The 26,013-nt window shown below is 64.0% G+C and carries 22 protein-coding genes; 13 read left to right on the top strand and 9 right to left on the bottom strand.

What is annotated here, in order from left to right:
• From ABD283_RS08585 to ABD283_RS08575, 3 genes are all read left to right on the top strand, one after another.
• Entirely contained in the window at positions 1-999 is a 999-nt protein-coding gene (locus ABD283_RS08585; protein ID WP_344224572.1) for a thiazole synthase, read from the top strand.
• A complete protein-coding gene (gene moeB, locus ABD283_RS08580) occupies positions 996-2,192 on the top strand; it encodes a molybdopterin-synthase adenylyltransferase MoeB (protein ID WP_344224571.1) in 1,197 nt (398 codons plus the stop codon). The genes ABD283_RS08585 and moeB overlap by 4 nt, the downstream gene beginning before the upstream one ends.
• A gap of 134 nt (positions 2,193-2,326) precedes the next feature.
• Positions 2,327-3,127: an SDR family oxidoreductase gene (locus ABD283_RS08575; RefSeq protein ID WP_344224570.1), complete on the top strand. Its 801-nt coding sequence runs from the start codon at positions 2,327-2,329 to the stop codon at positions 3,125-3,127.
• Positions 3,128-3,154: 27 nt separating this feature from the next.
• Here the strand turns inward: ABD283_RS08575 and ABD283_RS08570 are convergent, their stop codons facing one another.
• From ABD283_RS08570 to ABD283_RS08560, 3 genes are read right to left on the bottom strand one after another with little or no spacing between them, the layout of a single operon-like run.
• Positions 3,155-3,799 (bottom strand): LutC/YkgG family protein, encoded by a 645-nt coding sequence (locus tag ABD283_RS08570; protein ID WP_344224569.1) that lies wholly within the window; start codon positions 3,797-3,799, stop codon positions 3,155-3,157.
• Complete coding sequence (locus ABD283_RS08565; protein ID WP_344224568.1) at positions 3,796-5,625, bottom strand: LutB/LldF family L-lactate oxidation iron-sulfur protein; 1,830 nt, start codon at positions 5,623-5,625, stop codon at positions 3,796-3,798. The genes ABD283_RS08570 and ABD283_RS08565 overlap by 4 nt, the downstream gene beginning before the upstream one ends.
• Positions 5,622-6,455, bottom strand: coding sequence for a (Fe-S)-binding protein (locus ABD283_RS08560; RefSeq protein WP_344224567.1), 834 nt, complete (start codon positions 6,453-6,455; stop codon positions 5,622-5,624). Before ABD283_RS08560 ends, ABD283_RS08565 begins: the two co-directional genes overlap by 4 nt.
• Positions 6,456-6,658: 203 nt before the next feature.
• On the opposite strand from ABD283_RS08560, the gene ABD283_RS08555 reads away from it, so the two are divergent.
• Both ABD283_RS08555 and ABD283_RS08550 read left to right on the top strand, forming a co-directional pair.
• Entirely contained in the window at positions 6,659-8,329 is a 1,671-nt protein-coding gene (locus ABD283_RS08555; RefSeq protein WP_344224566.1) for an L-lactate permease, read from the top strand.
• An 82-nt stretch (positions 8,330-8,411) separates the two neighbouring features.
• Entirely contained in the window at positions 8,412-9,233 is an 822-nt protein-coding gene (locus ABD283_RS08550; RefSeq protein WP_344224565.1) for a FadR/GntR family transcriptional regulator, read from the top strand.
• 274 nt (positions 9,234-9,507) lie between these two features.
• On the opposite strand, the gene ABD283_RS08545 is transcribed toward ABD283_RS08550, so the two are convergent.
• Positions 9,508-10,248 carry a response regulator gene (locus ABD283_RS08545; RefSeq protein ID WP_344224600.1) on the bottom strand — a complete coding sequence of 247 codons (741 nt, stop codon included), beginning with the start codon at positions 10,246-10,248 and terminating at the stop codon, positions 9,508-9,510.
• Between the two features lie 315 nt (positions 10,249-10,563).
• Here ABD283_RS08545 and ABD283_RS08540 point away from each other — a divergent pair, with 315 nt between their 5' ends.
• Together ABD283_RS08540 and ABD283_RS08535 are read left to right on the top strand one after the other, a co-directional pair.
• Entirely contained in the window at positions 10,564-11,673 is a 1,110-nt protein-coding gene (locus ABD283_RS08540) for a sensor histidine kinase (protein WP_344224564.1), read from the top strand.
• The gene (locus ABD283_RS08535; protein ID WP_344224563.1) at positions 11,666-12,028 is read left to right on the top strand and encodes an MGMT family protein; all 363 of its coding nucleotides are present in this window, start codon (positions 11,666-11,668) and stop codon (positions 12,026-12,028) included. Before ABD283_RS08540 ends, ABD283_RS08535 begins: the two co-directional genes overlap by 8 nt.
• Before the next feature lie 76 nt (positions 12,029-12,104).
• Here the strand turns inward: ABD283_RS08535 and ABD283_RS08530 are convergent, their stop codons facing one another.
• The gene (locus ABD283_RS08530; RefSeq protein WP_344224562.1) at positions 12,105-13,076 is read right to left on the bottom strand and encodes a phosphoribosylaminoimidazolesuccinocarboxamide synthase; all 972 of its coding nucleotides are present in this window, start codon (positions 13,074-13,076) and stop codon (positions 12,105-12,107) included.
• Positions 13,073-14,368, bottom strand: coding sequence for a phosphoribosylamine--glycine ligase (purD, locus tag ABD283_RS08525; protein ID WP_344224561.1), 1,296 nt, complete (start codon positions 14,366-14,368; stop codon positions 13,073-13,075). The genes ABD283_RS08530 and purD overlap by 4 nt, the downstream gene beginning before the upstream one ends.
• A 71-nt stretch (positions 14,369-14,439) precedes the next feature.
• On the opposite strand from purD, the gene ABD283_RS08520 reads away from it, so the two are divergent.
• The 5 genes from ABD283_RS08520 (at position 14,440) to purM (ending at position 19,006) form a co-directional block, all read left to right on the top strand.
• Positions 14,440-15,441 carry an asparaginase gene (locus tag ABD283_RS08520; protein WP_344224560.1) on the top strand — a complete coding sequence of 334 codons (1,002 nt, stop codon included), beginning with the start codon at positions 14,440-14,442 and terminating at the stop codon, positions 15,439-15,441.
• A 61-nt stretch (positions 15,442-15,502) separates the two neighbouring features.
• Positions 15,503-15,868 (top strand): sterol carrier family protein, encoded by a 366-nt coding sequence (locus ABD283_RS08515; protein WP_344224559.1) that lies wholly within the window; start codon positions 15,503-15,505, stop codon positions 15,866-15,868.
• A 79-nt stretch (positions 15,869-15,947) separates the two neighbouring features.
• The gene (locus ABD283_RS08510) at positions 15,948-16,289 is read left to right on the top strand and encodes a hypothetical protein (RefSeq protein WP_344224558.1); all 342 of its coding nucleotides are present in this window, start codon (positions 15,948-15,950) and stop codon (positions 16,287-16,289) included.
• A 12-nt stretch (positions 16,290-16,301) separates the two neighbouring features.
• On the top strand, positions 16,302-17,846 hold the full coding sequence (gene purF, locus ABD283_RS08505) for an amidophosphoribosyltransferase (protein WP_344224557.1): 1,545 nt from the start codon (positions 16,302-16,304) through the stop codon (positions 17,844-17,846).
• On the top strand, positions 17,843-19,006 hold the full coding sequence (gene purM, locus ABD283_RS08500; RefSeq protein ID WP_344224556.1) for a phosphoribosylformylglycinamidine cyclo-ligase: 1,164 nt from the start codon (positions 17,843-17,845) through the stop codon (positions 19,004-19,006). The genes purF and purM overlap by 4 nt, the downstream gene beginning before the upstream one ends.
• A gap of 178 nt (positions 19,007-19,184) precedes the next feature.
• On the opposite strand, the gene ABD283_RS08495 is transcribed toward purM, so the two are convergent.
• Positions 19,185-19,385 carry a DUF3073 domain-containing protein gene (locus ABD283_RS08495; protein WP_344224555.1) on the bottom strand — a complete coding sequence of 67 codons (201 nt, stop codon included), beginning with the start codon at positions 19,383-19,385 and terminating at the stop codon, positions 19,185-19,187.
• A gap of 599 nt (positions 19,386-19,984) precedes the next feature.
• Between ABD283_RS08495 and ABD283_RS08490 the strand changes: the two genes are divergently transcribed.
• On the top strand, positions 19,985-21,820 hold the full coding sequence (locus ABD283_RS08490) for a BCCT family transporter (RefSeq protein ID WP_344224554.1): 1,836 nt from the start codon (positions 19,985-19,987) through the stop codon (positions 21,818-21,820).
• Positions 21,821-21,916: 96 nt separating this feature from the next.
• Here the strand turns inward: ABD283_RS08490 and ABD283_RS08485 are convergent, their stop codons facing one another.
• Both ABD283_RS08485 and clpB read right to left on the bottom strand, forming a co-directional pair.
• Entirely contained in the window at positions 21,917-22,954 is a 1,038-nt protein-coding gene (locus tag ABD283_RS08485; RefSeq protein WP_344224553.1) for a serine hydrolase domain-containing protein, read from the bottom strand.
• A 179-nt stretch (positions 22,955-23,133) separates the two neighbouring features.
• Positions 23,134-25,803 carry an ATP-dependent chaperone ClpB gene (gene clpB, locus ABD283_RS08480; RefSeq protein WP_344224552.1) on the bottom strand — a complete coding sequence of 890 codons (2,670 nt, stop codon included), beginning with the start codon at positions 25,801-25,803 and terminating at the stop codon, positions 23,134-23,136.
• Positions 25,804-26,013: the final 210 nt, after the last annotated feature.

Raw genomic sequence — 26,013 nt, 5'->3', positions numbered from 1 at the left:
ATGACCACCGACGAGTTGATCATCGACGGCGTCCCCCTCGGCTCCCGGCTCATCATGGGCACCGGCGGACTCACCGACCTAGCCATGTTGGAGCGCGCGCTCCTCGCATCCGGTACCGAGCTGACCACGGTGGCGGTGCGGCGGTACTCACCGGGATGGGGTTTGGGCTCCGGTGGTGGCCAGGCTGTTCGCAACGGGAGCGAAGTGGACGATGGCGCAGCGGCGTCGTCACCCCGGGACAGCCTCTACGGCATCCTGCACCGCAACGACATCAGGGTGCTGCCCAATACCGCCGGTTGCTACACCGCGCGTGACGCGCTGCTGACCGCCGAGCTGGGCCGGGAGGCGCTGGAAACCGACTGGGTCAAGCTGGAAGTCATCGCGGACGAGGACACGCTGCTCCCGGACGGTGTTGAACTACTCGACGCCACCGAACAGCTCGTCGCGCGAGGCTTCAAAGTGTTCGCGTACACCTCCGATGACCCCGTTCTGGCACTGCACCTCGAACAGGCCGGGGCCACGGCGGTCATGCCGCTGGGCGCACCGATCGGCACGGGGCTGGGCATTTTGAACCCGCACAACATTGAGCTCATCGCCTCTCGAGCGAGCGTTCCCGTGGTGTTGGACGCGGGTATTGGCACGGCCTCTGAGGCCGCACTGGCCATGGAACTCGGATGCGACGCGGTACTGCTCGCCTCCGCCGTGACCCGCGCGCAGAACCCCGTGAACATGGCCCAGGCCATGCGATACGCAGTGGAGGCCGGACGGCTGGCGCGTGGCGCGGGCAGAATCGCACGCCGCGCGCATGCCGTGGCATCCTCACCGATGGCCGGACGAATCGGAACTAGTGGCGCCCCTTCGGGATCGGAAGCCGCACGAGATGACATTCCACGCGGGGACTGGCCCGCGCCGTCCTCGGGGCAGGGTCCTTTACGGGTGGATTCGTCGGCACCGTCAGCTTCACCCACCTCGTCACCATCGGAGTCGCACGTCTCATGACCGCCGCTTCTTCTTTCCCGCCCCTCGTCGAGCCCGCACCGGAGCTCAGCCACGAAGAACTCGAACGCTACTCGCGCCACCTCACGCTTCCGCAACTCGGGGTGGAGGGCCAACGTCGCCTCAAGAACGCTCGCGTGCTGGTCATCGGGGCCGGCGGTCTGGGAGCCCCGGCACTGCAGTACCTGGCGGCCGCGGGTGTCGGAACCATCGGCGTGGTTGATGACGACGTGGTCTCCGTGTCCAACCTGCAACGCCAGGTGGTGCACGGGATGGCGGACATCGGCCGCCCCAAAGTGGATTCCGCCGCCGACGCAGTTGCCCGCCTCAATCCGCTGGTCACCGTCAAAACGCACGGCGAGCGCCTGACCACCGACAACGCCCTGGAGATCTTCTCCGGGTACGACCTGGTCATGGATGGCGCGGATAATTTCGGCACGCGGTACCTCGTGTCCGATGCAGCCGAGCTCGTGGGAATTCCGGTCGTGTGGGGATCCATCCTGCGCTTCGACGGCCAGGTCTCGGTGTTCTGGTCCGGCCACGGCCCGGTCTATCGCGACCTCTTCTCGGAGGCGCCGGCACCCGGTCAGGTTCCCTCCTGTGCGGAAGGCGGCGTGCTCGGCATGCTCCCGGCCACTATCGGGTCGGTCATGGTCACCGAGGCGCTCAAACTCATCACCGGTATCGGCCGCCCGCTGGTGGGTCGCGTACTCATCCACGACGCCCTCGCCCAGACCTGGCGCGAGCTCTCCATCCTGCCGGATCCCGACCGCCTGCCGGTCACCGACCTCTCGCAAGTCGCCGTGGCGTGCGGTCTCCCCACCGCCGACGACGCCGCTCCTGCCAGCCACGAAACCCTCACCGCTTCCGAGCTTGCCGGGTTGCTGACCGCCCGTTCACTGGGCGAAACGTCCTTCACATTGATTGATGTGCGTGACGACTGGGAGCGGGAGCTGGTCTCCATCCCGGGCTCCGTGCAGGTCCCCTTGCAGGAGATCCTGGACCGTGGTGTGTCAGCCCTGCCGGATTCGGTGGAGGGCAATGTGGTGCTGCATTGTAAGGCCGGAGTGCGCTCCGCCCAGGCACTCGGTGCGTTGCGCGGAGACTATGCACTGCGGGAGGACACGGTGAAGCATCTGGACGGTGGTGTTCTCGCTTGGGTCGACCAGGTGGACCCCTCGCTGCCCCGGTACTAGGTGCACTGAATTTTCGTGTGATGCAATTGCCGATTTCGGGCACGGATTCTGCACATACATCCCCTGAGACTACGCGGCTGCTTTCCCCCATGCGGGAGCGCCTCACGGGCTGGCCGTATCCCTGAGGAGAGATCGTGCCTAACACTGAAGTTGCTGCCCCTCGCGTCTACGTGGTCACCGGAGCTGGATCCGGCATCGGTCAGGCCACCGCCGCTCAGCTCATCGAAGAAGGCCACCGGGTCATTGGCGTTGACCTCAAGAACACGGAAGTCGTCGCGGACCTTTCTACCGAAGAGGGCATCGCCGGCGTGGTTGAAGAGGTCTCCCAGCTGACCTCCGTGGTGGACGGCGTGGTCGCCAACGCTGGCACCTCGCTACAGGCTCCCCTGGACTTGCCCATCAACTACTTCGGTGCGGTGGGCACGGTCGAAGGGTTGCTTCCCCTGCTCAACAACTCCGATGCGCCCCGCGTGTGCATCACCGGGAGCGCTGCCTCGCTGCACCCCGCCAACGATGAACTCATGGACGCCATGCTCAATGGCGACCGCGCAACCGCTGCAGCCATCGGTGAGCCGTTGGTCGCTGCCGGTGGAATGGCCGGTTACCTCAACTACTCGTCCTCCAAGCAGGCAGTGGCTCGCTGGGTCCGCCGCAACGCAACCACCGAACGGTTCGCCGGCGCAGGTATCGCACTCAATGCCGTGGCTCCCGGTGTGGTCATCACGCCCATGACCGGGCAGCTCTTCGCTACCGAAGAGGGGCGCCAGCAGATGGAGCAGGGTATGCCCTCTCCCCTGAACGGCCCCGCCCGTGCCGAGGACATTGCCGCCGCCATCTGCTTCCTGTCCTCGACCGCAGTGGGCAAGGTCACCGTTCAGGTGCTGTTCGTGGACTCCGGCTACGACGCCCTGACCCGAGGGGATTCCTCCTGGTGACCCGGTTTGGACCTCTAACCGCCCCGATCAGCCCAGCAGGATCACATCCAGGGTGCGGGGGCCGTGGACGCCTTCCACGCGTTCCAGCTCAATGTCCGAGGTTGCGGACGGGCCGGAAATCATGGTGGTGGGCGCGGTGGGTTCCACGCGGGCCATGGCCTCCGGAATCAGTTCCACGATTGAATCCAGGGGCACGATGCAGATGTGGTGATCCGGAACCAACGTGATCGCGCGACGCCCCTCGTCCGGCCTGCCGGACAGGAAAATCGTGCCCGTCTGTGCGCAGGACACCGTGGAGGATGTCACCACCGCGTCCACCTGGTTCAGTTCGCGCACGACCAACGCTGAAGCCTTACGACCATCATTGGGATCCACAATCGCGCGGCGCGCTGCCGTGTCTTCCGGCAGGAATGCGGTGTCGAATCCCTCCGGAATCACGTAGCGAGCAGAGGTGCCCAACTGGGTGGCGATCCGCTCGGCCACGGTCTCTGCCGTTTCGTGGAACACATTGGCCTTGTAATCGACCAGTCGGTCCTCGAGCATCTCCACGATCTCCTCGCGGGACAGCTCCGAGGTCTTCCGGTACGCACGCGGAGTTTCCGGCACCTCCGGCGAATCGGCCAGCGCGCCGCGGATGCGGGCGAGAATCTCAGTTTTGGCGTCCGCGGTCATCGCTGCGCTCCGTCCTGGTCGTTGTTGGCGATGGTGGACTGATCCGGTTCAGCCGCAGGCTGATCTGCGCCGTCCTCGGCAGCCGAGGGTGCGGGCCCGACGCCGTCCTGGGCCAGGCGCTGCTCGGTCTCACCCTCGTGCTTCTTCCACCAGTTGCGGAAGGACTGCTTGGGCGGTTCGGGGATGTCACGCTGAGCCGTCCAGCCACCCACCATGCCGGGCAACCAGCTAATCGCGTGATCACGGCCGGCGACCACACGGCCCAGCGGCAATCCCTTTTCGGCCAAGGACATGCGTTTGCCCGAAGACATCACGAAGGAGGCGCCCTTCATCATGGCGTCCATTTGGGTGGGGACCTTCTTGGCCGGCGCGGACTTAGAGATCTTCCGCCCGGCGGATCGCACGGATGCCGCAACATCATTCGCGGCATCGCGCACGGCATCCCCACGAGAACGCGAGCCGGGGTCGGTCCGTTCGGAGTCCGCGTCACCCGTGAGGACTTTCTCCGAACGCCAGTTGTCCGCGGACTCCGTTGCGGGGTCGTGCGAAACGGGAGCCGGAGCGGCGTCGTCCTGGGTGCGTTCGCCGTGCTTGGTACGAATGTCTTCGTCGCGCAGGTGCACCAGGATGTCCGGGATATTGATCTTGACCGGGCACACCTGGTAGCAAGCCCCACACAGTGAGGAAGCGTACGGAAGCGACGCGTTTTCCTCGGACGTGATGCCCGTGAGCTGTGGCGAAAGAATGGCTCCGATGGGGCCGGGGTACGTGGAGCCGTACGCGTGACCGCCGGCATGCTCGTACACCGGGCACACGTTGAGGCAGGCGGAGCAGCGGATGCAGTGCAGTGCGGAACGCCCGTCCGGGTCAGACAGCACTGCCGAACGGCCGTTGTCGAGCAGGACAACGTGGAAGTTCTGCGGCCCGTCTCCCGGCGTGACGCCCGTCCACAGCGAGGTGTAGGGGTTCATCCGCTCGCCGGTCGAAGAGCGCGGCAGCAGCTGGAAGAACACTTCGAGGTCCTCGTACGAGGGCAGCAGCTTCTCGATGCCCATCACCGTGATCAGGGTGTCCGGCAGGGTCAGGCACATGCGACCGTTGCCCTCGGACTCGACCACGGACAGTGTGCCGGTATCGGCAATGCCGAAGTTCGCACCGGAGATCGCCACGCGCGTGGTCAGGAACTTCTCGCGCAGGTGCTGGCGTGCGGCCTCCGCAAGCACGCGCGGTTCGCTGGTGAGCTCGTCCGTGGTCTCGGGCATTTCGCGGCGGAAGATTTCGCGGATCTCCTCGCGGTTCTTGTGGATGGCAGGCACCAGGATGTGCGAGGGCTTGTCACGGCCCAGCTGCACGATCAGCTCCGCGAGGTCGGTCTCGGTTGCGGTGATGCCGTGTTCCTCGAGGTGGGCGTCCAAGCCGATTTCCTGGGTGGCCATCGACTTGACCTTGATGACGTCCTTGGAGCCGGTGTCCTGCACCAACTCCCTGACGATCCGGTTGGCCTCATCCGCGTCACGTGCCCAGTGGACCACACCGCCGCGTGCAGTCACGTTCTGCTCGAAGGCCTCGAGCAGTTCGGGCAGGTTGGCCATGACGCGTTCCTTGATGGCCGAGCCCGCATCGCGCAATTGCTGCCAATCGGGGACCTCCCCCACCACGTTGGCGCGCTTGCCACGAATGGTGTGCGTAGCGTGCCGGATGTTCGCACGCATCTGGTCGTTCTTCAGTTCTTCCTTGGCGGCCTGGGGGAAGGCAACCTGTGCGTGCAGGTTGCCCTGCCCGTGCACGGGTCGCACCGCGGGCATGCCCAGATTGGTGATCCTCATCGGTTACCTCCAGCGTTCGACGCCGTCCGCGCACCCTGCGCGGGAATGGACAGTTCTACGGGCCCCTCCACCGTGAGGGGGTTCTCCTTGGTCGAGGCCAGGATTTCCACGAAGTGCACCGTGCGCACGGGCGCCTTTCGCTTGGAGGCGGCACCGCCCAGGTGCAGCAGGCAGGATGCGTCACCGCCGGTGCACAGGGAGGAACCCGACGCTTCGATGTTGCGCAGCTTGGCGTCCGCCATGGCCCCGGAAACATCCGGGTTCTTGAAGGAAAAGGTGCCACCGAATCCGCAGCATTCCTCGGCGTCCGGAAGTTCGCGGTAGTCGATACCACCCACGGACTTCACCAGGTCTTTCTGCCGGTCCCCCAGGTTCAGCAGGCGCATGCCGTGGCACGAGGGGTGGTAGGTCACGGTTTCGGGGAACCATGACCCCAGCTGCTCGGCCGCGTTGGTCACGCCCAGCACGTCGATCAACAATTCGGACAGCTCATAGGTGTTGGCGGCAACGTCCGCGGCCTGTTCCGCCAACTGATTATCGCCGCATTTGCGCGCGACCATTGGCTGCTGATGGCCCAGCGACGCGACGCACGAGCCGGAAGGCGCCACGGCTACGTCGTACTCAACCTCGGTGAAGGCCTTGACGTGATTGCGGATCACCGGCATGGCGTCATCGAAGTAGCCGCTGTTCACATGCATCTGCGAGCAGCAACCCTGTCCTTGGGGGAACACCACTTCGTGGCCGAGCCGCTCCAGAACTCGCACGGTGGCCAGAGCGACCTTGGGATACATGGCGTCCACTATGCACGTGGCAAACAGTGCGATTCTCACAACTTGATCTCCGAAACTCGAGGCTCCTGTGGTCTGACCATGCTAGGTGAGTGAAGATGATCACACAAGCAAGCCCCCTCCCTGATCACGTCTGCGCACCCATGAAGTGACTGTTCAGTGTGACGGGCATCATGTATGATTCGTGGTCTGACCATAGTGGTCCGACCATACGAGCGGACCGACCGGAGCGCACAGGAGACAGCGTGACCACATTTACCGCCATGACCGACGCCGTGGGTGGCAGTGTCGGACTTTCAGCCCTGGTGGGCTGCATTCCTTTGCTCACGTTCTTCGTGATGCTGCTGGCGTTCAAGACCAGCGCCCACGTTGCTGGCCTCACAGCGTTGGGCGCCGCGCTGCTCGTGGCGATATTCGGTTTCAACATGCCCGCACAGCTGGCCGCGTTGAGCGCTACACAGGGTGCCGTCTACGGACTGTTCCCCATTGTGTGGATCGTGGTCATGGCGCTGTGGTTTTACCAGGTCACCGTGTTGTCCGGGCGCTTCGAGGATCTGCGCACCATTTTCGACACCATCGGCGGCGGTGATCTGCGCATTCAGGCCATGTTGATCGCCTTCTGCTTCGGCGGTCTCTTGGAAGCCCTCGCAGGCTTCGGCGCGCCCGTGGCCATTACCGCGACCATGATCCTGGCGCTGGGCCTCAAGCCTCTCAAGACCGCGACCGTGGTGCTGATCGCCAATACCGCCCCCGTTGCCTTCGGAGCGATCGCCATTCCCATCACTACCGCCGGCGTGCTCACTGGCCTGGATCCGGCGCATATCGGCGCCGTGGTCGGTCACCAGGCACCGTTCTTCGCGTTCGTGGTCCCCTTCTTCCTGCTCATGATTGTCGACGGCGTTCGGGGCCTCAAGCAGGCCTGGCCCGCCGCATTGGCCGTTGGCAGCACCTTCGCGATTGCCCAGTGGTGGTGCGCCACGCACTTCTCCTACGAGCTCACGGACGTCGTGGCATCCTTGGCCGGCCTGGCCGCCGCCGTGATCCTCATGCGCTTCTGGAAGCCCAAGGGCACCGAAGAGGTCCGCGCGGATCTGGGCATCGAACGCCCGCAGAGCGTAGAGGGCCTTACCCCGGTGCGCGCCTGGATGGCCGTTCTGCCCTACATCCTGGTGGTCGTGGTCTTCGGTATCGCCAAGCTCTGGACCTGGGGGGTCAATGTTCCGCAGGCCCTGGCCGCCACCGACATCAAGATCCCGTGGCCCGGCCTGCACGGCCACTTGCTGAACTCGGCGGGTGAACCCATTTCCGGTTCGGTATACAACTTCCAGTGGCTCTCCAGCCCGGGCACGCTGTTGCTCATTTCCGGCTTGCTGGTCGCCATCATCTACTCGGTGTTCAACCACCACGGACGTTTCAAGCTCACCGTGGGCAACGCGATTGCCGAGATCGGGCGCAGCGCGTGGAAGATGCGTTTCTCCGCGCTGACCATTGCCTCCGTGTTGGCACTGGCCTACGTCATGAACTTCTCCGGCCAGACCATCTCCATCGGCACGTTCGTGGCAGGCCTGGGCGCGGCATTCGCCTTCTTCTCCCCCGTGCTGGGCTGGGTGGGCACGGCCGTGACCGGTTCGGACACCTCCGCCAACGCGCTGTTCGCCAACCTGCAGAAGACCGCGGCCCTGGAATCCGGACTGGATCCCTACCTGATGACCGCCGCCAACACCTCCGGTGGCGTGGTGGGCAAGATGATCTCGCCGCAGTCCCTGGCCATTGCCGCTACCGCGGTGAGCATGCAGGGGCAGGAGTCCAAGATCTTCCGTTCGGTGGTTCCCTGGTCCATCGGCATGCTGATCGTGCTGTGTGGATTGGTGTTCCTGCAGTCCAACGTGCTCGCTTGGATGCTTCCCGCCGCATAGACTTGGCAATGCATAAACCGCCCGCCACTCGTGCATCACGGGTGCCGGGCGGTTTACTTTCAACAACCCGCAGGAGGACCGCATGGTTGCCACCCCCGCCTACACGGTGGTGCTGAACTGGCTCGAGGAGCAGCTGCGCCACGGGAAGATCCGCGTGGGTGACAAGCTGCCTGCGGAACGAGCCCTCGCCGAGCATTTCGGTATTTCCCGCGCCTCGGTGCGCGAGGCCATCCGCATTCTAGACGCCATGGGCTTGGTCCGCTCGTCCACCGGATCGGGTCCGCAAGCTGGTGCCACGGTGATCTCCGAGGCTTCTGCCGCTCTCGGATGGGCGTTGCGCATGCACATCGCCACCCAGGCCCTTCCGGTCAAGGACGTTGTCACCACGCGCCTGATGCTGGAGACCCAGGCCGCGTGGGATGCCGCCTCGGGCGAGAACGACGATCACACGGATCGCGACGGCATTCTGGCCAGGGCCCACGAGTTGCTGGACCGGATGGACGACCCGGAGGTCTCCGATGACGAGTTCCATACCCTGGATGCCCAGTTCCACCTGCTCCTGACGTCCCTGGCCGGCAACGTGGTGTTAGAGACCATCATGGTGTCCCTGCGTGAGGCGACCATTGGCTACGTTCAGGAAACCGTGGCCACCCTCGAAGACTGGCCGAGCATCCGCGCCCGGCTCCAGACCCAGCACCGGGAAATCCTCGCGGCCGTCACGGCACGCGACGGCGACCTGGCGACCCGCTTATTGCGCGAACACATCCAATGGTTCTACAGCCTGGTACCCGCCCGGAAAAGTAGCCACCGAGACAGCCACCCCTCAACCGGCAGCACACGGCACACGAAAAAAGTACGGCCCCTCCTGGTCGAGAGGTGCCGTACTTCACTTCTCACGTGCTGACGCGACGGGAGTCTCGGAGCGTCACGCAAGGTGATCCAAGTCTTCCGGAGCTCTAACCGGGGGAGGGCCATACAAGACCCCCGCCGCGAGTTCAGCGTGACCCAAGATTGGGTGCCGCGGCACCGTACACTCACCGCAGCCACTCAAGCTCTTGAGCTGATGAACACTTCCTTCGTCGTGTTCATGTACTACTTTGCCGCACTGCACCACCGGGGGAACATGGCCAAATGGCCAGAGTTGGGGCCCCTAACCTGTTAAAAGCCTGTGAGTGAGTTCACTGCGTCATATCGTCCGTGAGTTCCGGCTCCACCAAACCGCTCTGAATACCCGCAATAAGAACCTGAACTCGGTCCCTCGCTCCCAGCTTGTCGCACAGTTGTGATACGTAGGCCTTGACGCTGCCGTGGGAGACCTTCATCTGGTCGGCAATCTCATTGTTGTTGAGCCCCTTGGCGATCCACCGCAGGGTTTCCAACTCTCGGGTGGTCAGATCCGGGACGAATGATTGCTGATTCGTGGCCGCGGGGGTCTCTTGGGGCACCGTGTGGGCCGTCTCGGTTCGCCCCCTGCGGACCGAGGGAACCGGAACATCCCCCAGCACATTATTGGCCAACGAATTGGCCACGGACTGCGAAAGCGTCATTTCATCCTCCCGCACCTGAAGCACCGCAGAAACAATTTCCTCGTGCCGGGCGTCTTTCACCAGATATCCGGAAGCACCAGCTCGTAGCGCCGGCACAACATACTCCAGGGTAGAAAAAGTCGTGAGCGCCAATACCTTTGAGCGCGGAGCCTGCTGAACGATCTGTGCAGTGGCCTCGATGCCGTCCATTCCGGGCATTCTGATGTCCATGAGCACCACATCAGGATCCAGCTCGAGACACTTCTGAACCGCCTCCGCACCCTCCGATGCTTCACCCAAAACCTGAAATCCCGGCTCCGCGTCGAATAAATTCCGCAACGCATCGCGCATGAGTGGATGGTCATCTACCAAAATAAGGGTGCACAAACTCATAGTCTGATCATAAACTGATCGCATGAACTCTCCTCATGTCATTTCCCGCATCCATACTGACCAAACTGGCTCTTTGTCGAGTTTCAAACGGGCCCTCGCTGCCACACTGATCACATGCTCCCTCCTGTTCACACTGGGCGGCCCCGCCATGAGCGCTCAGCAGGGTCCTGCGGAGAAGGGCCCCAGTAGCGTCGTGTGCCGTTACTTCCCCCAGCTCTGCGGGGGGTGGTAATCGCCGCCCCAGCGGGATCCACCTCCGTGCGGGAGGGTTTTAACCGCACCAGTCCACTGCCGGTTTGGCTTCGTGTCACGCTGGTGCTCTTTGCTGCCATTGCGCTCTTCGACGATCTTCGGGCGCTGGAGCCCGAGGATCATGCCGCCACGACCACGGTCCTGGTAGCTGCTCAAATGATCCTGAGCTACGGTTCGTTGGCCCTGGTGGCTTGGCGTCCGGGCGTTGCGAGCACGGTCCTTCTGGTCCCGCTCGTCCTCGCGTTGTTCACCCACAGTTACGCGTTCACCCTCATTTGCGCGGTGATCGTCACGATTGCCACGGTGAGCATGCTGCCGCGCACGTTGACGCTGGTCTACAGCTTGGTCCTCGCAACATGGACCATAACGGCCGTGGTGGTGGAGAGCACCACGGATGCTCTGTGGCTCATGGGTACACCACTCGTAGTCGGCGTGGTCATTGGTGTGGCGCTGCGCTTCTTCGTCATTCAGCACCGCGAAAACAAGACACGCCTGAGGAGCATTGAGGCCGCCCACCAGCAGTTGCGCGAGCAGGAACGGTTGGAGCTTGCGCGCGATCTCCACGACGTGGTCGCCCATGAACTCACTTTGGTGACCATGCAGGCCGCGGGATCCCACCGCCAGAACGATCCTGCGGTGTTGCACGAAACCATTTCCACCATAGAGAACGCGGCCCGGTCCGGTCTGCAGGAGCTGCGCACGCTGCTGCACATTCTGCGCGAATCACCGGGAGCGGTGAGCCGCAACGAGAACTCATCCGGCCTGACCACCGGCTCCTTGGAGAACCTGTTGGATTCCCTCAGCGCGAGTCTCACCGCGGCTGGATTCTCCGTCACGGTGAACACCCTGGATGGTTTTGACACGCTACCGACCACCGTGCGCGGTACCGCCGCGCGCATCCTGCAGGAAGCGTCCACCAACATCATCAAGTACGCTCCGGCCGGCTCCGCCTGCTTGTTGTCCCTCACCCGCGATGCCAATTCGGTAATGGTCCGCACGGAGAATGAATTGCAGCATTCGCGCGGACCGGAGTACGGCGAGTACCCGATGACCTCCGGTTACGGTTTGCACGGGATCCAGGAGCGTGTTGCGCTGCTCAACGGTGATGTCACCTACGGCCCTCAGGACGGCCGTTGGGTTCTGGATGTGCGGATCCCCTTCGGCGATGCCTGATTCACACTCCCCGCTCACCGGAGACGCGGCCGCCCGAGCGGTTCGCAGCGTGGTCCTGTCCGTACCGCCCGGTGCGGTTTTGTCCTACGGTGATGTGGCCGAGCTCGCGGGGCTGAGTTCCCCCCGGCTCGCTGCGCGCATCATGTCGCGCGGTCTGGCCGGGGACGACGTCGCCTGGTGGCGCATCGTGCGCGCGGACGGCTCTCTGCCGGATCACCTACAGATCGCCGCTCGAGAGCACTATCTGGCCGAGGGCACTCCCCTCAAAGACACTGACGCGCATTTGGTGCAGGTGGCCATGCGGGCCGCCCGGTGGGACGATCCCCCGGAGGACTTCGCGGTCCCTGCAGATTAGGCCCCGCTGGCCCGCCCCGAGCCGGGGCACCCAGGAGGCAGGGTCAAGACGTCATCGACCCATTACCGCCGACTGCTCAGTACTCCGTGGGACCCGCCACTTCGAAGAACGGGCCCTTGGGCTCGAAGGCCCGCCCCGTGAGTCGTTCATAGGCCTCCACGTAGCGCGAACGGGTCTTCTCGACCACGTCCTCCGGCAGCTCGGGAACAGGTCCGTTGCCGTCCCAACCGGACTCGTCGGAACGCAGCCAGTCACGGACGTACTGCTTGTCGAACGAAGGCTGGGCTTGACCCGGCTTGTAGGTCTCTGCATCCCAGAACCGGGAGGAGTCCGGGGTCAACACTTCGTCGCCCAGGGTGATGGCGCCCCGGTAAGAATCGAGCCCGAATTCCATCTTGGTGTCGGCCACGATGATGCCGCGTTCGCGGGCGATCTCCTCCGCCTCCAAGTAGATATTGAGGGACAGTTCGCGCAGCCGATCAGCCACCGCGTTGCCCACCACGTCCGCCATTTCCCGGAAGGTGATGGGTTCGTCGTGTTCACCCAATTCGGCTTTACCGGTCGGGGTGAAGATGGGGCTTTCGAGCCGATCGCCGTCTTGCAGGCCCTCGGGCAGTTCCACTCCGCAGATCGATCCGGAAGCCTTGTAGTCCTTGAGACCCGACCCGGTCAGATAACCGCGCACGATGTTCTCGACCGGGAACATGGAGAGGTTTTTGCAGATCACGGCACGCCCGCGCACGGACTCGTGAACGTCGGTCGTGAGAATGTGATTGGGAATTCCGGTGAGTTGCTCGAACCACCACAGTGACAGCTGGGTCAGGATGGTGCCCTTGTCCGGGATCTCGGTGGGCAGTACCTGGTCGAATGCGGAGATCCGGTCACTCGCGAGCACCAGCACGGATCCGGCCCGGTACTCCGCGTTGTCGTTGATGGCCACGCCGGTGGCCCGCAACCGGGATTCGTCCGGAATGTAGAGTTCACGGACTTTGCCCGAATAGGCGTGCTTCCAGCCGGGGATCTCGGGTGGAGCGAGATGCTCACTCATGCTTGCTCCTCAGCTGTGGTCGGGAGGGTGATGCGACCTTCGGCGGCAGCCAACGCAATGTCACCGCGGTAATGCGCACCGGGGAGAGAAATCGATTCCATCCCACGATATCCACGCTCACGTGCTTCGTTGAGATCTGCGCCGTGGGACACCACGGCCAACACGCGGCCGCCCGCGGAAACGATGTCACCGGCGTTATTGGTGGCGGTGCCGGCGTGAATCACGTGAGTTTCTTCCACGGATTCGGCCTGGTCCAGGCCGGTGATGGCGTCACCCTTGCGCGGGGCGCCGGGGTAGTTCTGTGCGGCGAGCACCACTGTCACGGATGCGCCGGATTTCCATTCCAGTGCCCCGTCCTCGGACAGGCGCCCTTGGGCGGCGTCGAGCATAAGCTCACCGAGCGGAGACTCGAGCATGGCCAGAACGGATTGCGTTTCAGGATCCCCGAAACGGGCATTAAACTCGATGACCTGCACACCTCGCTTGGTGACCGCCAGACCGCAGTAGAGCACGCCCGTGAAAGGTGTGCCGCGGCGTCGTAATTCGTCGACCACGGGCCGTGCCACACGCTCGACGACCCCGTCCGTGAAGCCTTCGGGCAGCCAGTCGAGAGGCGTGTAGGCACCCATGCCACCGGTATTGGGGCCCTGATCGTTGTCGCGCACGCGCTTGAAGTCTTGGGCGGGGATCAAGGGCACCACTCGTTCGCCATCCGTGATGACGAACAGGGAGACCTCGGGGCCTTCCAGGAATTCCTCGATCACCACGGAGCCGCCGGCCTCGACGCACTCGCGGGCGTGGGCTTCCGCGCGGTCACGCTCGCTGGTGACCACTACGCCCTTGCCCGCGGCCAGGCCGTCGTCCTTGACCACGTGCGGGGCGCCGAACTCTGTGAGGGCCTCGCGCACTTCGGCCATGTCCGAGGTGGCCACTGCGCGGGCGGTCGGCACGTTGGCGGCAGCCATGATTTCCTTGGCGAACGCCTTGGAACCCTCGATGCGTGCGGCGTCCTTGGAGGGCCCGAACACCGGAAACCCGGCCTCGCGCAGGGCGCCACCCACGCCAGCTACCAGCGGCGCCTCGGGTCCCACAACCACGAGATCGGCGTGCAGCTGTCGCGCGAGCTCGGTGACCGCCTGCGGGTCCTGCGCGTTCACGGGGTGCACCGGAACATCTTGGGCGATCCCGGCGTTACCGGGTGCAGCATGAACTTCGCTGACCTTGGGATCTGCCAGCAGGGACTTGATGATCGCGTGTTCTCGGCCGCCTGGGCCCACTACCAAAACCTTCACGTGCTCAGCGTATCGGCACCGGGTCCACCTACTCCAACGTTTCGCATGATCGCGCTGACATACTGGGCTGTATGCACACATTCAGTTCTGAACAGGCCGTCGATCTCGCTGAGGTGGAGCGCAGCGGCTTCGTGGAATCCCGGCATCGCGGTTCGGCCGTAGTGTTGGCTCCGGACGGTTCCGTAGCTCTGTCTTTGGGCGCCCCGGACGAACTGATCTTTCCTCGTTCCACGCTCAAGCCCTTCCAGGCCATCGCATCCATGAAGGCCGGCGCTCCGTTGCGCGGAGACCAAGTGGCCATTGCGGCCGCATCTCACACGGGCACCTTCGATCACTTGGACGCCGTGAGCTCCATCCTCAAGGCGGCGGGGCTGGGGCCCGATGCGTTGCAGTGCCCGCAGGACTGGCCGCAGGATGAGGACACCCGTGCGTGGCTCATCCGCACCGAGCGCGGCAAGAACCGCATGTGCATGAACTGCTCGGGTAAGCACGCAGCTTTCCTGTATGCGTGCGTGGTCAACGAATGGCCGCTGGACAGCTACCTGGATCCGCAGCACCCGCTGCAGAAGCTCGTGGTGGAGACCATCGAGGACTTCTCCGGTGAACAGGTCAAGCACGTGGGCATCGACGGGTGTGGTGCACCGCTGACCGCGCTCACCTTGACCGGGTTGGCCCGCATGTATTCCACACTGGGTCGCGCCGCACGCAACATTCAGGCGGACGCTCGTGCCGCCACGGTCGCCACGTCCATGCTCGACTATCCCGAGTACGTCCAGGGCCCCCGTCGGTCCAATACCGTGATCATGGAGGAATTGGACGTGATCACCAAGCTCGGCGCGGAAGGCGTGCTCGGTCTGGGCACGCGCGGCGGTTGGTCCGTGGCCATCAAGATGCTCGACGGTTCCTCCCGCGCCAACGCGCTGGTGGGCCTCACGCTCTTGGACCAGGTGGGTGCCATTTCTTCCGACGACGCCGCTCGCGTCCTGGACAAGGTTCTGCGCCCCATTACCGGGGCCGGCAAACCCGTGGGCGCCATCAAGCTCGCGCGTCCCGTTCTGGATCTGCTCGACTGAGCGATTCTCGCCCTCGGAACCACACGGACCGAGTCGCAACAAATTCTGGAGGAACCGCACCGTGAGCGTGCGTCGCAAAATCAATCCCGCGGACGGCACCCTGGCACTGGCCCAGTGGCGCGAAGACCCCGAGTCGACACCGCGCAAAACCACAGCCTTGGCAGTGCGCTACTGCTTGGAAGAACTGGCCACCCGCGCCGAGGGCAATTCCGTGGAAGTACGAGTGCCTCCGTTCGGCGTGACCCAGTGCGTGGCCGGACCTCGTCACACACGCGGCACTCCCCCGAATGTGGTGGAGACAGATGCAGCCACCTGGCTCCGTCTTGCGACCGGGCAACTCGAATGGGCGAGCACCGTGGCGAACGGGGATGTGGCGGCGTCGGGAACCAGGACCGACCTCTCCGAGTGGCTGCCGCTGTTCACCTGAGCAGGTTGCCAGCAAACCTTCGGTCCATTGTCGGGGAGAGCGTGCGCGCACTCGGCGCTCCCGCGATAGCCTGGAACTCATGAGTTCCGTGCCCAACCACACCCCCGAATCCGCATCACACGACTCCTCGCGCCAGGAGAACATGACCATCCGGCGAGCGCCCAACCTGCTCGCGTTCCTCATCACCGGCGCGATTCTGGGTGCCGTGGCCGGCTTCCTGTTCGGTCTTCTGGGCCCGTCCTCCCTGTATTACACGCGCGGCTCCATCGTGGGATTCTTCCTGGTCATCGGACTGATCGTAGGCGCAGGGCTCGGCTCGGTGGTGTCGTTGATCATCGACAGGATTTCCCTCAAGCGCCGCCGCGATGTCACTGCACAGGTTGATGACGTACACGACAGTGGTGACCGCCCCGGATCGTGAGACACTGCTCTTGTGGTTCGATCCGATGGAAAACTCACTCATGACCTCTTCCCCGGCGAAAAAGGCCCCCAGGACGCATGCGGCGTGTTCGGTGTGTGGGCCCCCGGCGAGGACATAGCCAAACTCGCGTACTACGGTCTGTACGCCTTGCAGCACCGCGGGCAGGAGTCTGCGGGCATTGCCACGTCGAGCGGCGACCGTATTTCGGTCTACAAGGACATGGGCCTGGTGTCCCAGGTCTTCGACGAGACCGTCCTGAACACCCTCCAAGGACATGTGGCCGTGGGCCACTGCCGTTACTCCACTACGGGTGGATCACACTGGGCTAACGCGCAGCCCACCCTGGGCGCAACTCCCCACGGAACCGTCGCATTGGCGCACAACGGTAACCTGACCAATTCGGCTGAGCTCTACGACCAGCTCATCGACAAGTCCGGTTTCCCCTCCCGCGGCGAAATGGCCCAGGGCAACACCACGGACACCGCGCTGATCACGGCGTTGCTGGCCGAGCACCCTCACAGCTCGCTCGAGGACGCCGCCATGCACCTGCTGCCCAAGCTCACCGGGTCCTTCTGCCTGTCCTTCATGGACGAGACCACCCTGTACGCCGCTCGCGACCCCCAGGGCATCCGTCCGCTGGTGCTGGGCCGCTTGGAGCGCGGCTGGGTAGTCGCTTCCGAAACCGCCGCACTGGACATCGTGGGCGCCTCGCTGGTGCGCGAGATCGAGCCCGGCGAGTTCATCGCCGTGGACGAGAACGGCCTGCGTACCCGCCAGTTCGCCGAGCCCAAGCGCGCCGGCTGCGTCTTCGAGTACGTGTACCTGGCTCGCCCGGACACCACCATCAACGGCCGCTCGGTCTACGAGTCCCGCGTGGAAATGGGCCGTCAGTTGGCTCGAGAGCACGCGGTCGAGGCCGATCTGGTCATGCCCACCCCCGAATCCGGCACCCCGGCGGCTATTGGTTACGCGGAGGCCTCCGGCATCCCGTTCGGGCACGGACTGGTCAAGAACTCCTACGTGGGACGCACCTTCATCCAGCCCTCGGACACTATCCGGCAGCTGGGCATCCGACTCAAACTCAACCCGCTGCGCTCGATTGTGGCCGGCAAGCGTCTGATCGTGGTGGATGACTCGATCGTGCGCGGCAACACGCAGCGCGCCTTGGTGCGCATGCTTCGCGAAGCCGGTGCTGCGGAGATCCACATCCGGATCTCGTCCCCGCCCATCAAGTGGCCCTGCTTCTACGGCATCGACTTCGCGTCGCGTGCCGAGCTGATCGCCAACGGTCTGGCAGTCGAAGATATCCGCGCCTCTTTGGGTGCGGACTCACTGGGATACATTTCCCAGGACGGCATGGTCGAAGCCACCAAGCAGCCCCGGGACATCCTGTGCACCGCGTGCTTCTCCGGCACGTACCCCACTCCCCTGCCCGAAGCAGACAAGCTCGGCAAGGCCGTGCTTGAAGCGCCCGGCAGCACAGCGCCGTCGGCGAAGCACCACGAGTTGAACGAGACCGAATCCCAAACCCCCGCCACCCAGGAGAAAAGCGCATGAGCAACATCCAAGACGGCGCCAGCACCCAGTCCGTGACCTACGCGAGCGCCGGAGTGGACGTTGAAGCCGGCGATCGCGCCGTGGAACTCATGAAGTCTGCGGTCAAGGCCACTCACTCGACCAACGTAGTCGGTGGCGTGGGCGGATTCGCCGGACTCTATGACGTCTCGGAGCTCACCAAGTATCGCAAGCCCTACCTGGCGACCTCCACGGACGGCGTGGGTACCAAGGTTGCTATTGCTCAGAGCTTGGACATCCACGACACCATTGGCTGGGACCTGGTGGGCATGGTCGTGGACGACATCGTGGTGGTGGGTGCCAAGCCGCTGTTCATGACCGACTACATCGCGACCGGCAAAGTGGTCCCCGAGCGCATCGCGGACATCGTGCGTGGCATTGCCGCCGCGTGCGACGCCGCAGAGACCTCCTTGGTCGGTGGCGAGACCGCAGAACACCCGGGCCTGTTGGCTCCGGACGAGTACGACGTGGCCGGTGCCGCCACCGGCGTGATCGAAGCCGACCAGCTACTGGGCCCGGACCGTGTCAAGGCCGGTGACGTGATCATCGGTATGGCCTCTTCCGGCATCCACTCCAACGGCTACTCACTGGTGCGCCGGGTCATCAACGTGGCCGGTTGGCAGTTGGAACGGCAGGTGTCCGAACTCGGCCGCACCCTGGGCGAAGAGCTGCTCGAACCCACGCGCGTGTACGCCGCAGACGTACTGGATCTGGCCCGCGCCTTTCCCGTCAACGGTGAGGGTGGTCAGACCGGCCACGGCGTGCGCGGTTTTTCACACGTGACCGGTGGTGGTTTGGCCGCGAACCTGGCCCGAGTGCTGCCCGCCGGTTTGCAGGCCACCGTGGATCGCTCCACGTGGGAGCTTCCCGCGATCTTCCAGCTGGTCGGCCAGTTGGGCAACGTCCCCCTGCCGGACCTGGAGCGCACGCTCAACCTGGGCGTGGGCATGGTTGCAATTGTGGACCCCTCCGTGGCGGACGCCGCCGTGGAGCACCTCAACAAGCGCGGCGTGAGCTCCTGGATCATGGGCGAAGTGGGCCCCGTTGACCCGTCCGCCAAGGATGCCGGACTCGACTGGGTCCAGGGCGCCAAGGGCGTGGACGGCGGCGGCGTGCTCATGACCGGCAAGTACGCCAACTGATTTCCCCCTGGGCAGGGATGAATAGCGCACAAGGAACCGCCCCAACCACTTGTGGTGTGGGGCGGTTCCTTGTGAACTACAACGTCCTTGGACCCGAAACGTGGTGCTCCACGTTCGCGTGACGCATGCGCTGCACTGCCGGTTGCGCGGGCCTCCGTGGGTTCCCGCGTGAACCAGATCAGTCGTAGTCGGAGTACTTCTCCGCGTAGGCCGAGTAATCATCATCTTCATCATGACGATCCTCGTGGTCTACGGCTCGGGAGGACGGTTTATTGGACCGCAGCTCGCGCTGCAGCGCCGAGTAGTCGGTTTGCGGGCTGAAGTACTTCATCTCCCGCGCCTGCCGTGTCGCCTTCGCCTTTTGACGGCCGCGCCCCATGGCGTGACCCCCTCTGCGTCTCGTGTCCGATGGGCGGCACTGTTCAACGCACTGCGCACACAGTACGGCCCCGGAGTATCTTGTCAGTTTTTCGTAGGTCCAGGTTACATGCTTTTACCCGCCCTTGCTGACGAGGGGTCACTCACATCGCGAGAAACGCGCTACATGACCTCGGTTGTTGTAGATCCGCTCGTATCGAGCCACTTAGCCCGGGCTGGACCCGGAGGTTGAACCACCCGTTGCGACGTGCAGCTTCACAGCGAACGTCAGGTAATTATTCGCCTCATTGTCACCGTCCCCGATGACTCGGCACAGATTGCGCACAGACTCTCGGCCAGCTACGCCTAACCAGCGGAATCTCGCGGCCAAAGGTGGATTCACATGGGCCATGAACGTGAAATTGCCCACTACCCCAGGCCGGACGCGGCCAGTCACGAGCCTCGTGACCGCGGCTACTCCCCGGTTATTGCCTTGTTCAGTGACATTTCCTTGCGATTGCCGGGCTCAAACGAATCTCTGCCGCGCTCCGAGTACCCGGTAAGGTCAAACAGTCCGGGCGGCCGACACCGCCATCTTCAGTTCAGAACGCAGGTTCCGTTATGAGCTCCTCGTCCCGCCCGGTTTCCGGGTCCGACGACTCCCCCGCAAATTACCCCCACGACACTCACCCGGGTTTGGTACCCGGTGTTTCCGTGGAGGAACAGCGCGTCCGTTATCGCACCGACAAGATCACGTTCGGTGTGGCCGGTGCGTTGATCATCGGTTTTGTGGTGTGGGGCGCGGTGTCCACCGAAACCCTGACCCAGGTCGCCTCGGCCGCGCTGACCGGTGTGGTCACCTACGGCGGCTGGGTCTTCACCCTGCTGGCGGCCATAGTCTTGCTGTTCCTGCTCTACGTGGGCTTCTCACGCTACGGCCGGATCCCGCTCGGTAAGGACGGTGAGGCTCCCGCGTACTCCATGGGCTCATGGATCGCGATGCTCTTCGCCGCGGGCATGGGCGTGGGCCTGATCTTCTTTGGCGTGTACGAGCCAATCACCTATTATATGACTCCCCCGCCGGGTCGGGCGGAAGCGGAAACGTATCAGGCAATGCACTCGGCCATGGCACAGACCATCTTCCACTGGGGTTTGCAGGCCTGGGCCATTTACGCATTGGTGGGTGCTGCGGTGGGTTACGCGGCTTACCGCCGCGGCCGTCCGTTGTTGATGTCCGCCATTTTCGGCCAGCGAGCGCACCTGACCGTGGGCGGTCGGTTGATCGACACCTTCGCAATCATCGGCATATTGTTCGCAACCTCGGCTTCGCTGGGCCTGGGCACGCTACAGATCGGCAGTGGTTTGCAGATCGTCACCGGCTTGGGCGATGTGGGAAACGGCCTGCTGATCGGCATCATCGCCGTGCTGACCTGCGTGTTCCTGATTTCCGCCGTATCGGGTGTCGCCAAGGGAATTCGGCGCTTGTCCAACTTCAACATGGTGCTGGCCGCGTGCGTGGCGTTCTTCCTATTCGTGGCGGGCCCCACCGTGTTCCTCCTGAACTTCATTCCCTCCGTGGTGGGCACGTACTTCGGTGAGATGTTCCAGATGATCTCCATGTCTGCGTCCTGGGGCCCGGAAGCCGAGGACTTCATGCGCTACTGGACCCTGTTCTACTGGGCCTGGTGGGTGTCCTGGGCGCCCTTCGTCGGAACGTTCGTGGCACGCATTTCGCGCGGCCGCACCCTGCGCCAGTACGTGACGGTGGTGCTACTGGCTCCCACTCTGATCTGTGTGCTCGCGTTCTCAATTTTCGGCGGCACCGCCATCTGGCTGCAGCGGTCAGGGACGGACATCGCCAGCGCCGCTTCCCCGGAGGAAATGCTCTTCCTGATGCTGGGCGCACTGCCCCTGAGCCAGATCACGCCCATTGCGATCATCATCTTGTTGGCCGTCTTTTTCATTACCTCGGCAGACTCCGCAACCCTGGTCATGGCGTCCATGTCCCAGCAGGGTAAGCCCCACCCGGACAAGAAAATCATCATCTTCTGGGGACTGGCGCTGGCTGGTGTTTCCTCGGTCATGCTCCTGGTGGGCGGTTCGGATGCGCTGCAAGGTCTTCAGGATCTGGTGACCGTTGCGGCCTTGCCGTTCGCGATCATCCTGCTCGCGCTGATCCCCGCTTTCCTGCGGGATCTGAGTACAGACCCGATGACACTGCGGCACCGTTACGGCCGCAAGGCTCTGGATAACGCGGTGCGCCAGGGCATGGATCAACACGGCGACGATTTCGCCATCGAGATTCGCCACGAACAGGGCCCGGCCGCAGCCGGTCACGATGTGGACTCCACCTCGGAGCGCATGAGTTCTTGGTACCAGCGCACCGATGAGGACGACCACCCGGTCGACTACGACTACCGCGAGGATAAGTACGTGGAGGACGAACCCGCCAAGTAGCGTCCTCGGACTGCTCAGCGCCGGTGGCTTCCCTCTCGGGGATGGCCACCGGCGCTTTTGGTTGTCATCCTCCGCTGACGACGCCGCTTACGCCACCTACCGCGCGAAGGCGTTCAGATACCGGTAGACGTACTCGAACGGGACGCCCGACATCTGGTTCACAGTGCCCACGATGAAGGTCTCGTAGGAGGGGCAGTAGAACGCGAAACTTCCCGTGGACCCCGAGTGCCCCACGATGGCCGGAGCCGGGAAGAAGAACCGGGACATCAATCGCGGGCCGGCCAGTCGCATGACACCCGGACCGTACTCCAGCGGTCCGTACTGGGTCCGCCGCCAGTCAGGATCCGTCAGGTGCTCGCGGGAGAACAGCGTGCCCTCCATGAACGCGCGCAAGAAGACCATGAGGTCCATTGCCGACGCCGCGATTCCCCCGGAACCGGGCTGAGACGCGAGGTAACGCGTGAAAGTGACGGGGCGGCGTCGCCGGAAGACCGGGGCGGTATCGCTCGTGTCGGCGTGGACCAGGCCCGTGCGGCGCAGGCTCAGTGGCTCCAGGATGAAGTCCGATAGCAACTGGTCGTAGGACGTGCCCGTGGCACGTTCAAGGATCAGCGCCAGCAGGTCCGCGTTGGTGTCCGAATAGTGGGCCCATCGCCCCGAACCGGGCGGGAACTTGCCGGGCACGCGGCGGTGCAGGTCCATGACCTCCGCGAGCGGAACTTCGCGGTCCCGCTGCAGTACCTGCTTCTCGATAGACGGTGCCCCATCCACGCTGGCCGTCTCCAGATTAGGGAGGCCGGAGGTGTGCGTCAGGAGATGGCGGAGCGTGATGTCCGCACTGTAATCGCGACCCTTGATCGTGTGGATGCCGCGTAATGCGTCCGCTCCGACCCACTGCGCGGCGGGCTGATCGAGCGTGAGAATGCACCGATCCACGAGCGCGTAGGCGATCGCGTGAACGAAGAGTTTGCTGATGGACGCGGTAATGAACCGGTCGTCCACGCTGGCACGGCCCATGGTCACCGCATGTCGGCGAGAACCGTCCGCACTCTCCGTGACGGCCACCGCGTGATGCACGGAATTGCGCGAGCGCAGCAGATCATCCACGCGAGCCAGGCTCCACGTGGCACTCATACGGGGTCCTCTCCTCCGATGACAGAGCGTTCGTTTCTTCCCAGCCCTGCGCACTTGCCGGTCGTGTCCTTTATTACCACCCACAGATGCAGAAGCGCCGGTAGCGACCCCTGATAGGGGCGCTACCGGCGCGTTCTCGCAGCTATCGGTGCAAACCAGCCCTGCCTAATCGGCGCGGTTCAGTCCTCGACGGTCTCCGCGTCCGCCACGTCGTCGTCACGGTCGCTGGAAGGCGACCCTGCGGCGTCGTCGTGGGAAGACGTGACCGTGAGGCCGTCCGCGGCAACGTCTGGGTTGACGTCCACCCGCACGGTATCCCCGTCCGTGATGTTGCCCGCGAGCAAGCCGCGGGCCAACCGGTCGCCGATCTCGCGCTGCACCAGGCGGCGCAACGGACGAGCACCGTAGGCCGGGTCGTAACCCGCCAGGCCCAGCCACTCACTGGCGGCGGGGGTGACTTCCAGGGTGAGGCGGCGCTGCTCGAGACGCTTGGCCAGCTGAGAGACCTGGATGTCCACGATCTTGGCCAGGTCTTCGACCGACAGCGGATCGAACATGATGATGTCGTCCAGGCGGTTCAGGAACTCGGGCTTGAACGAGGCGTTGACCACGTTCATGACCGCTTCCTTCTTCGCGTCCTGATCAAGGTTCCGATCCACCAGGAACTGGCTACCCATGTTCGACGTCAGGATCAAGATCACGTTGCGGAAATCCACGGTGCGACCCTGGCCATCGGTGAGCCGGCCATCGTCGAGGACCTGCAGAAGGATGTCGAAGACCTCGGGATGGGCCTTTTCCACCTCGTCCAGCAGTACCACGGAATACGGACGACGCCGCACGGCCTCGGTCAGCTGGCCACCCTCGTCATAGCCCACGTAGCCCGGAGGCGCACCGACCAGCCGCGAGACGGAGTGCTTCTCCGAGTACTCGGACATGTCGATGCGAATCAGGGCGCGTTCGTCGTCGAACTGGAAGTCCGCCAACGACTTGGCCAACTCGGTCTTACCAACACCCGTGGGGCCCAGGAAGAGGAACGAACCAATGGGGCGGTCCGGATCCGAGATCCCCGCACGCGAACGTCGCACTGCATCAGCGACAGCCGTGACCGCGGGCTTCTGACCGATCAAACGCTTACCGAGCAGTTCCTCCATGTGCAGGAGTTTCTCGGATTCGCCCTGCAGCATCTTGCCCGCGGGGATACCGGTCCAGGCGGAAATCACTTCAGCGATGTCGTCCGCCGTGACTTCCTCGGAGACCATGGTGTCCTGGTGGGTGGCACCGGCTTCCTCCTCTTGTGCCTGTGCGGCGTCAAGGTCCTTCTGGAGACCGGGAATCTCGCCGTACAGCAGTCGAGAAGCCTCTCCCAGGTCGCCGTTGCGCTGAGCCCGTTCGGCTTGCGAGCGCAGGTCGTCGATCTTCGCCTTGAGGTCACCCACCCGGTTCAGGCCGGCCTTCTCGGCTTCCCAACGAGCGTTGAGCGCATCCAGTTCGGCCCGTTTGTCCGCCATGTCCTGGCGCAGGGCAGCCAGACGCTCGACGGACGCCGGGTCCGTTTCATCTGCCAGTGCCAGTTCCTCCATGGTCAGGCGGTCCACCTGGCGGCGCAGCTGGTCGATCTCCTCCGGAGCGGAGTCGATTTCCATGCGCAACCGCGAAGCGGCCTCGTCCACCAGGTCGATGGCCTTGTCCGGTAGCTGACGGCTGGGGATGTACCGGGTGGACAGGGTAGCCGCGGCGACCAAAGCCGAGTCCGCGATCTGCACCTTGTGGTGCGCCTCGTAGCGCTCCTTGAGCCCACGCAGGATGGCCACGGTGTCCTCCACCGACGGCTCCCCCACGTACACCTGCTGGAAGCGGCGCTCCAGTGCTGCGTCCTTCTCGATGTTCTCCCGGTATTCATCCAGGGTGGTGGCACCGATCAACCGCAGCTCACCGCGGGCCAGCATGGGCTTGAGCATGTTGCCCGCGTCCATGGAACCCTCGGAGGCTCCCGCACCGACCACGGTGTGGATCTCATCGATGAAGGTCACGATCTGACCTTCCGATTGCTTGATCTCGTCCAGCACGGCTTTGAGCCGTTCCTCGAATTCACCGCGGTACTTGGCACCGGCAACCATCGACCCCAGATCCAAGGAGATCAAGGTCTTGCCGCGCAGGGACTCTGGCACGTCACCGGCAACCATGCGCTGGGCCAGCCCCTCGACCACGGCAGTCTTACCCACACCGGGTTCACCGATCAGAACGGGGTTGTTCTTGGTGCGGCGGGACAGCACCTGCACCACACGGCGGATTTCGGAATCACGGCCAATGACGGGATCCAGCTTTCCGTCGCGTGCGATAGCCGTGAGATCAGTCCCGTACTTATCCAATGACTGGAATGTTCCCTCCGGGTCCGGGCTGGTTACCTTGCGATCCCCGCGCACCGCGGGAATCACCCGGCGAAGCTCAGCCGGCCCGGCACCAGCTTCTTCCAGGGCATGGGCGGCCTTGTCATTGCCCGAGGCAATACCGAAAAGCAGGTGCTCGGTCGAGACGTACTCGTCCCCGAGTTCACGCGCGTAATTCTCCGCCGCTTGGAGCGCCTGCAGTCCTGCGCGGTTGAGTTGGGCCTGGGCTGTGTTGGCGCCGGAGGCGCTGGGCAACTGGCTGATGATGTCGCTGGCCTTGACCGACACGGCGTCCACATTTGCGCCGGTGGCCTTGAGCACGGCAACAGCCACACCCTCGCGCTGATCCATGAGCGCCTTGAGCAGGTGTGCGGGTTCGATTTGCGGGTTACCCGCGGTCGAGGCATTCGTGGCCGCTGCGGCCAACGCCTCTTGAGACTTGGTGGTGAATTTGGTGTCCACAGCAGCTCCTCTGCAGTTGTGATCGTAGTCAGTTCAGTTAACTTGAGTATACTCCGCTCAAGTCTGAATGTGAAGGGGCTTGCTCTCCAAAAAGCAAACTGCGAGACGCGATGTGCATCACTACACCCCAGGTTCGGTGCTGTCAGCAGAAAATTTAATATGCCACCTTATTATCGGCTCAATTATCTGTAGCCTTACAAAGTCGACCAT

The organism is Kocuria atrinae (assembly GCF_039531425.1).
Lineage (GTDB): Bacteria > Actinomycetota > Actinomycetes > Actinomycetales > Micrococcaceae > Kocuria > Kocuria atrinae.
Note: the sequence above shows the minus strand (reverse complement) of the source record. Positions and strands in the feature narration are given on the sequence as shown.

Coding starts and splice junctions, on each gene's coding strand:
- ABD283_RS08585 (WP_344224572.1), top strand. CDS start 1: ATGACCACCGACGAGTTGATCATCGACGGCGTCCCCCTCGGCTCCCGG.
- moeB (WP_344224571.1), top strand. CDS start 996: ATGACCGCCGCTTCTTCTTTCCCGCCCCTCGTCGAGCCCGCACCGGAG.
- ABD283_RS08570 (WP_344224569.1), bottom strand. CDS start 3,799: ATGACCGCGGACGCCAAAACTGAGATTCTCGCCCGCATCCGCGGCGCG.
- ABD283_RS08565 (WP_344224568.1), bottom strand. CDS start 5,625: ATGAGGATCACCAATCTGGGCATGCCCGCGGTGCGACCCGTGCACGGG.
- ABD283_RS08550 (WP_344224565.1), top strand. CDS start 8,412: ATGGTTGCCACCCCCGCCTACACGGTGGTGCTGAACTGGCTCGAGGAG.
- ABD283_RS08545 (WP_344224600.1), bottom strand. CDS start 10,248: ATGAGTTTGTGCACCCTTATTTTGGTAGATGACCATCCACTCATGCGC.
- ABD283_RS08535 (WP_344224563.1), top strand. CDS start 11,666: ATGCCTGATTCACACTCCCCGCTCACCGGAGACGCGGCCGCCCGAGCG.
- ABD283_RS08530 (WP_344224562.1), bottom strand. CDS start 13,076: ATGAGTGAGCATCTCGCTCCACCCGAGATCCCCGGCTGGAAGCACGCC.
- ABD283_RS08520 (WP_344224560.1), top strand. CDS start 14,440: ATGCACACATTCAGTTCTGAACAGGCCGTCGATCTCGCTGAGGTGGAG.
- ABD283_RS08510 (WP_344224558.1), top strand. CDS start 15,948: ATGAGTTCCGTGCCCAACCACACCCCCGAATCCGCATCACACGACTCC.
- purM (WP_344224556.1), top strand. CDS start 17,843: ATGAGCAACATCCAAGACGGCGCCAGCACCCAGTCCGTGACCTACGCG.
- ABD283_RS08495 (WP_344224555.1), bottom strand. CDS start 19,385: ATGGGGCGCGGCCGTCAAAAGGCGAAGGCGACACGGCAGGCGCGGGAG.
- ABD283_RS08490 (WP_344224554.1), top strand. CDS start 19,985: ATGAGCTCCTCGTCCCGCCCGGTTTCCGGGTCCGACGACTCCCCCGCA.
- ABD283_RS08485 (WP_344224553.1), bottom strand. CDS start 22,954: ATGAGTGCCACGTGGAGCCTGGCTCGCGTGGATGATCTGCTGCGCTCG.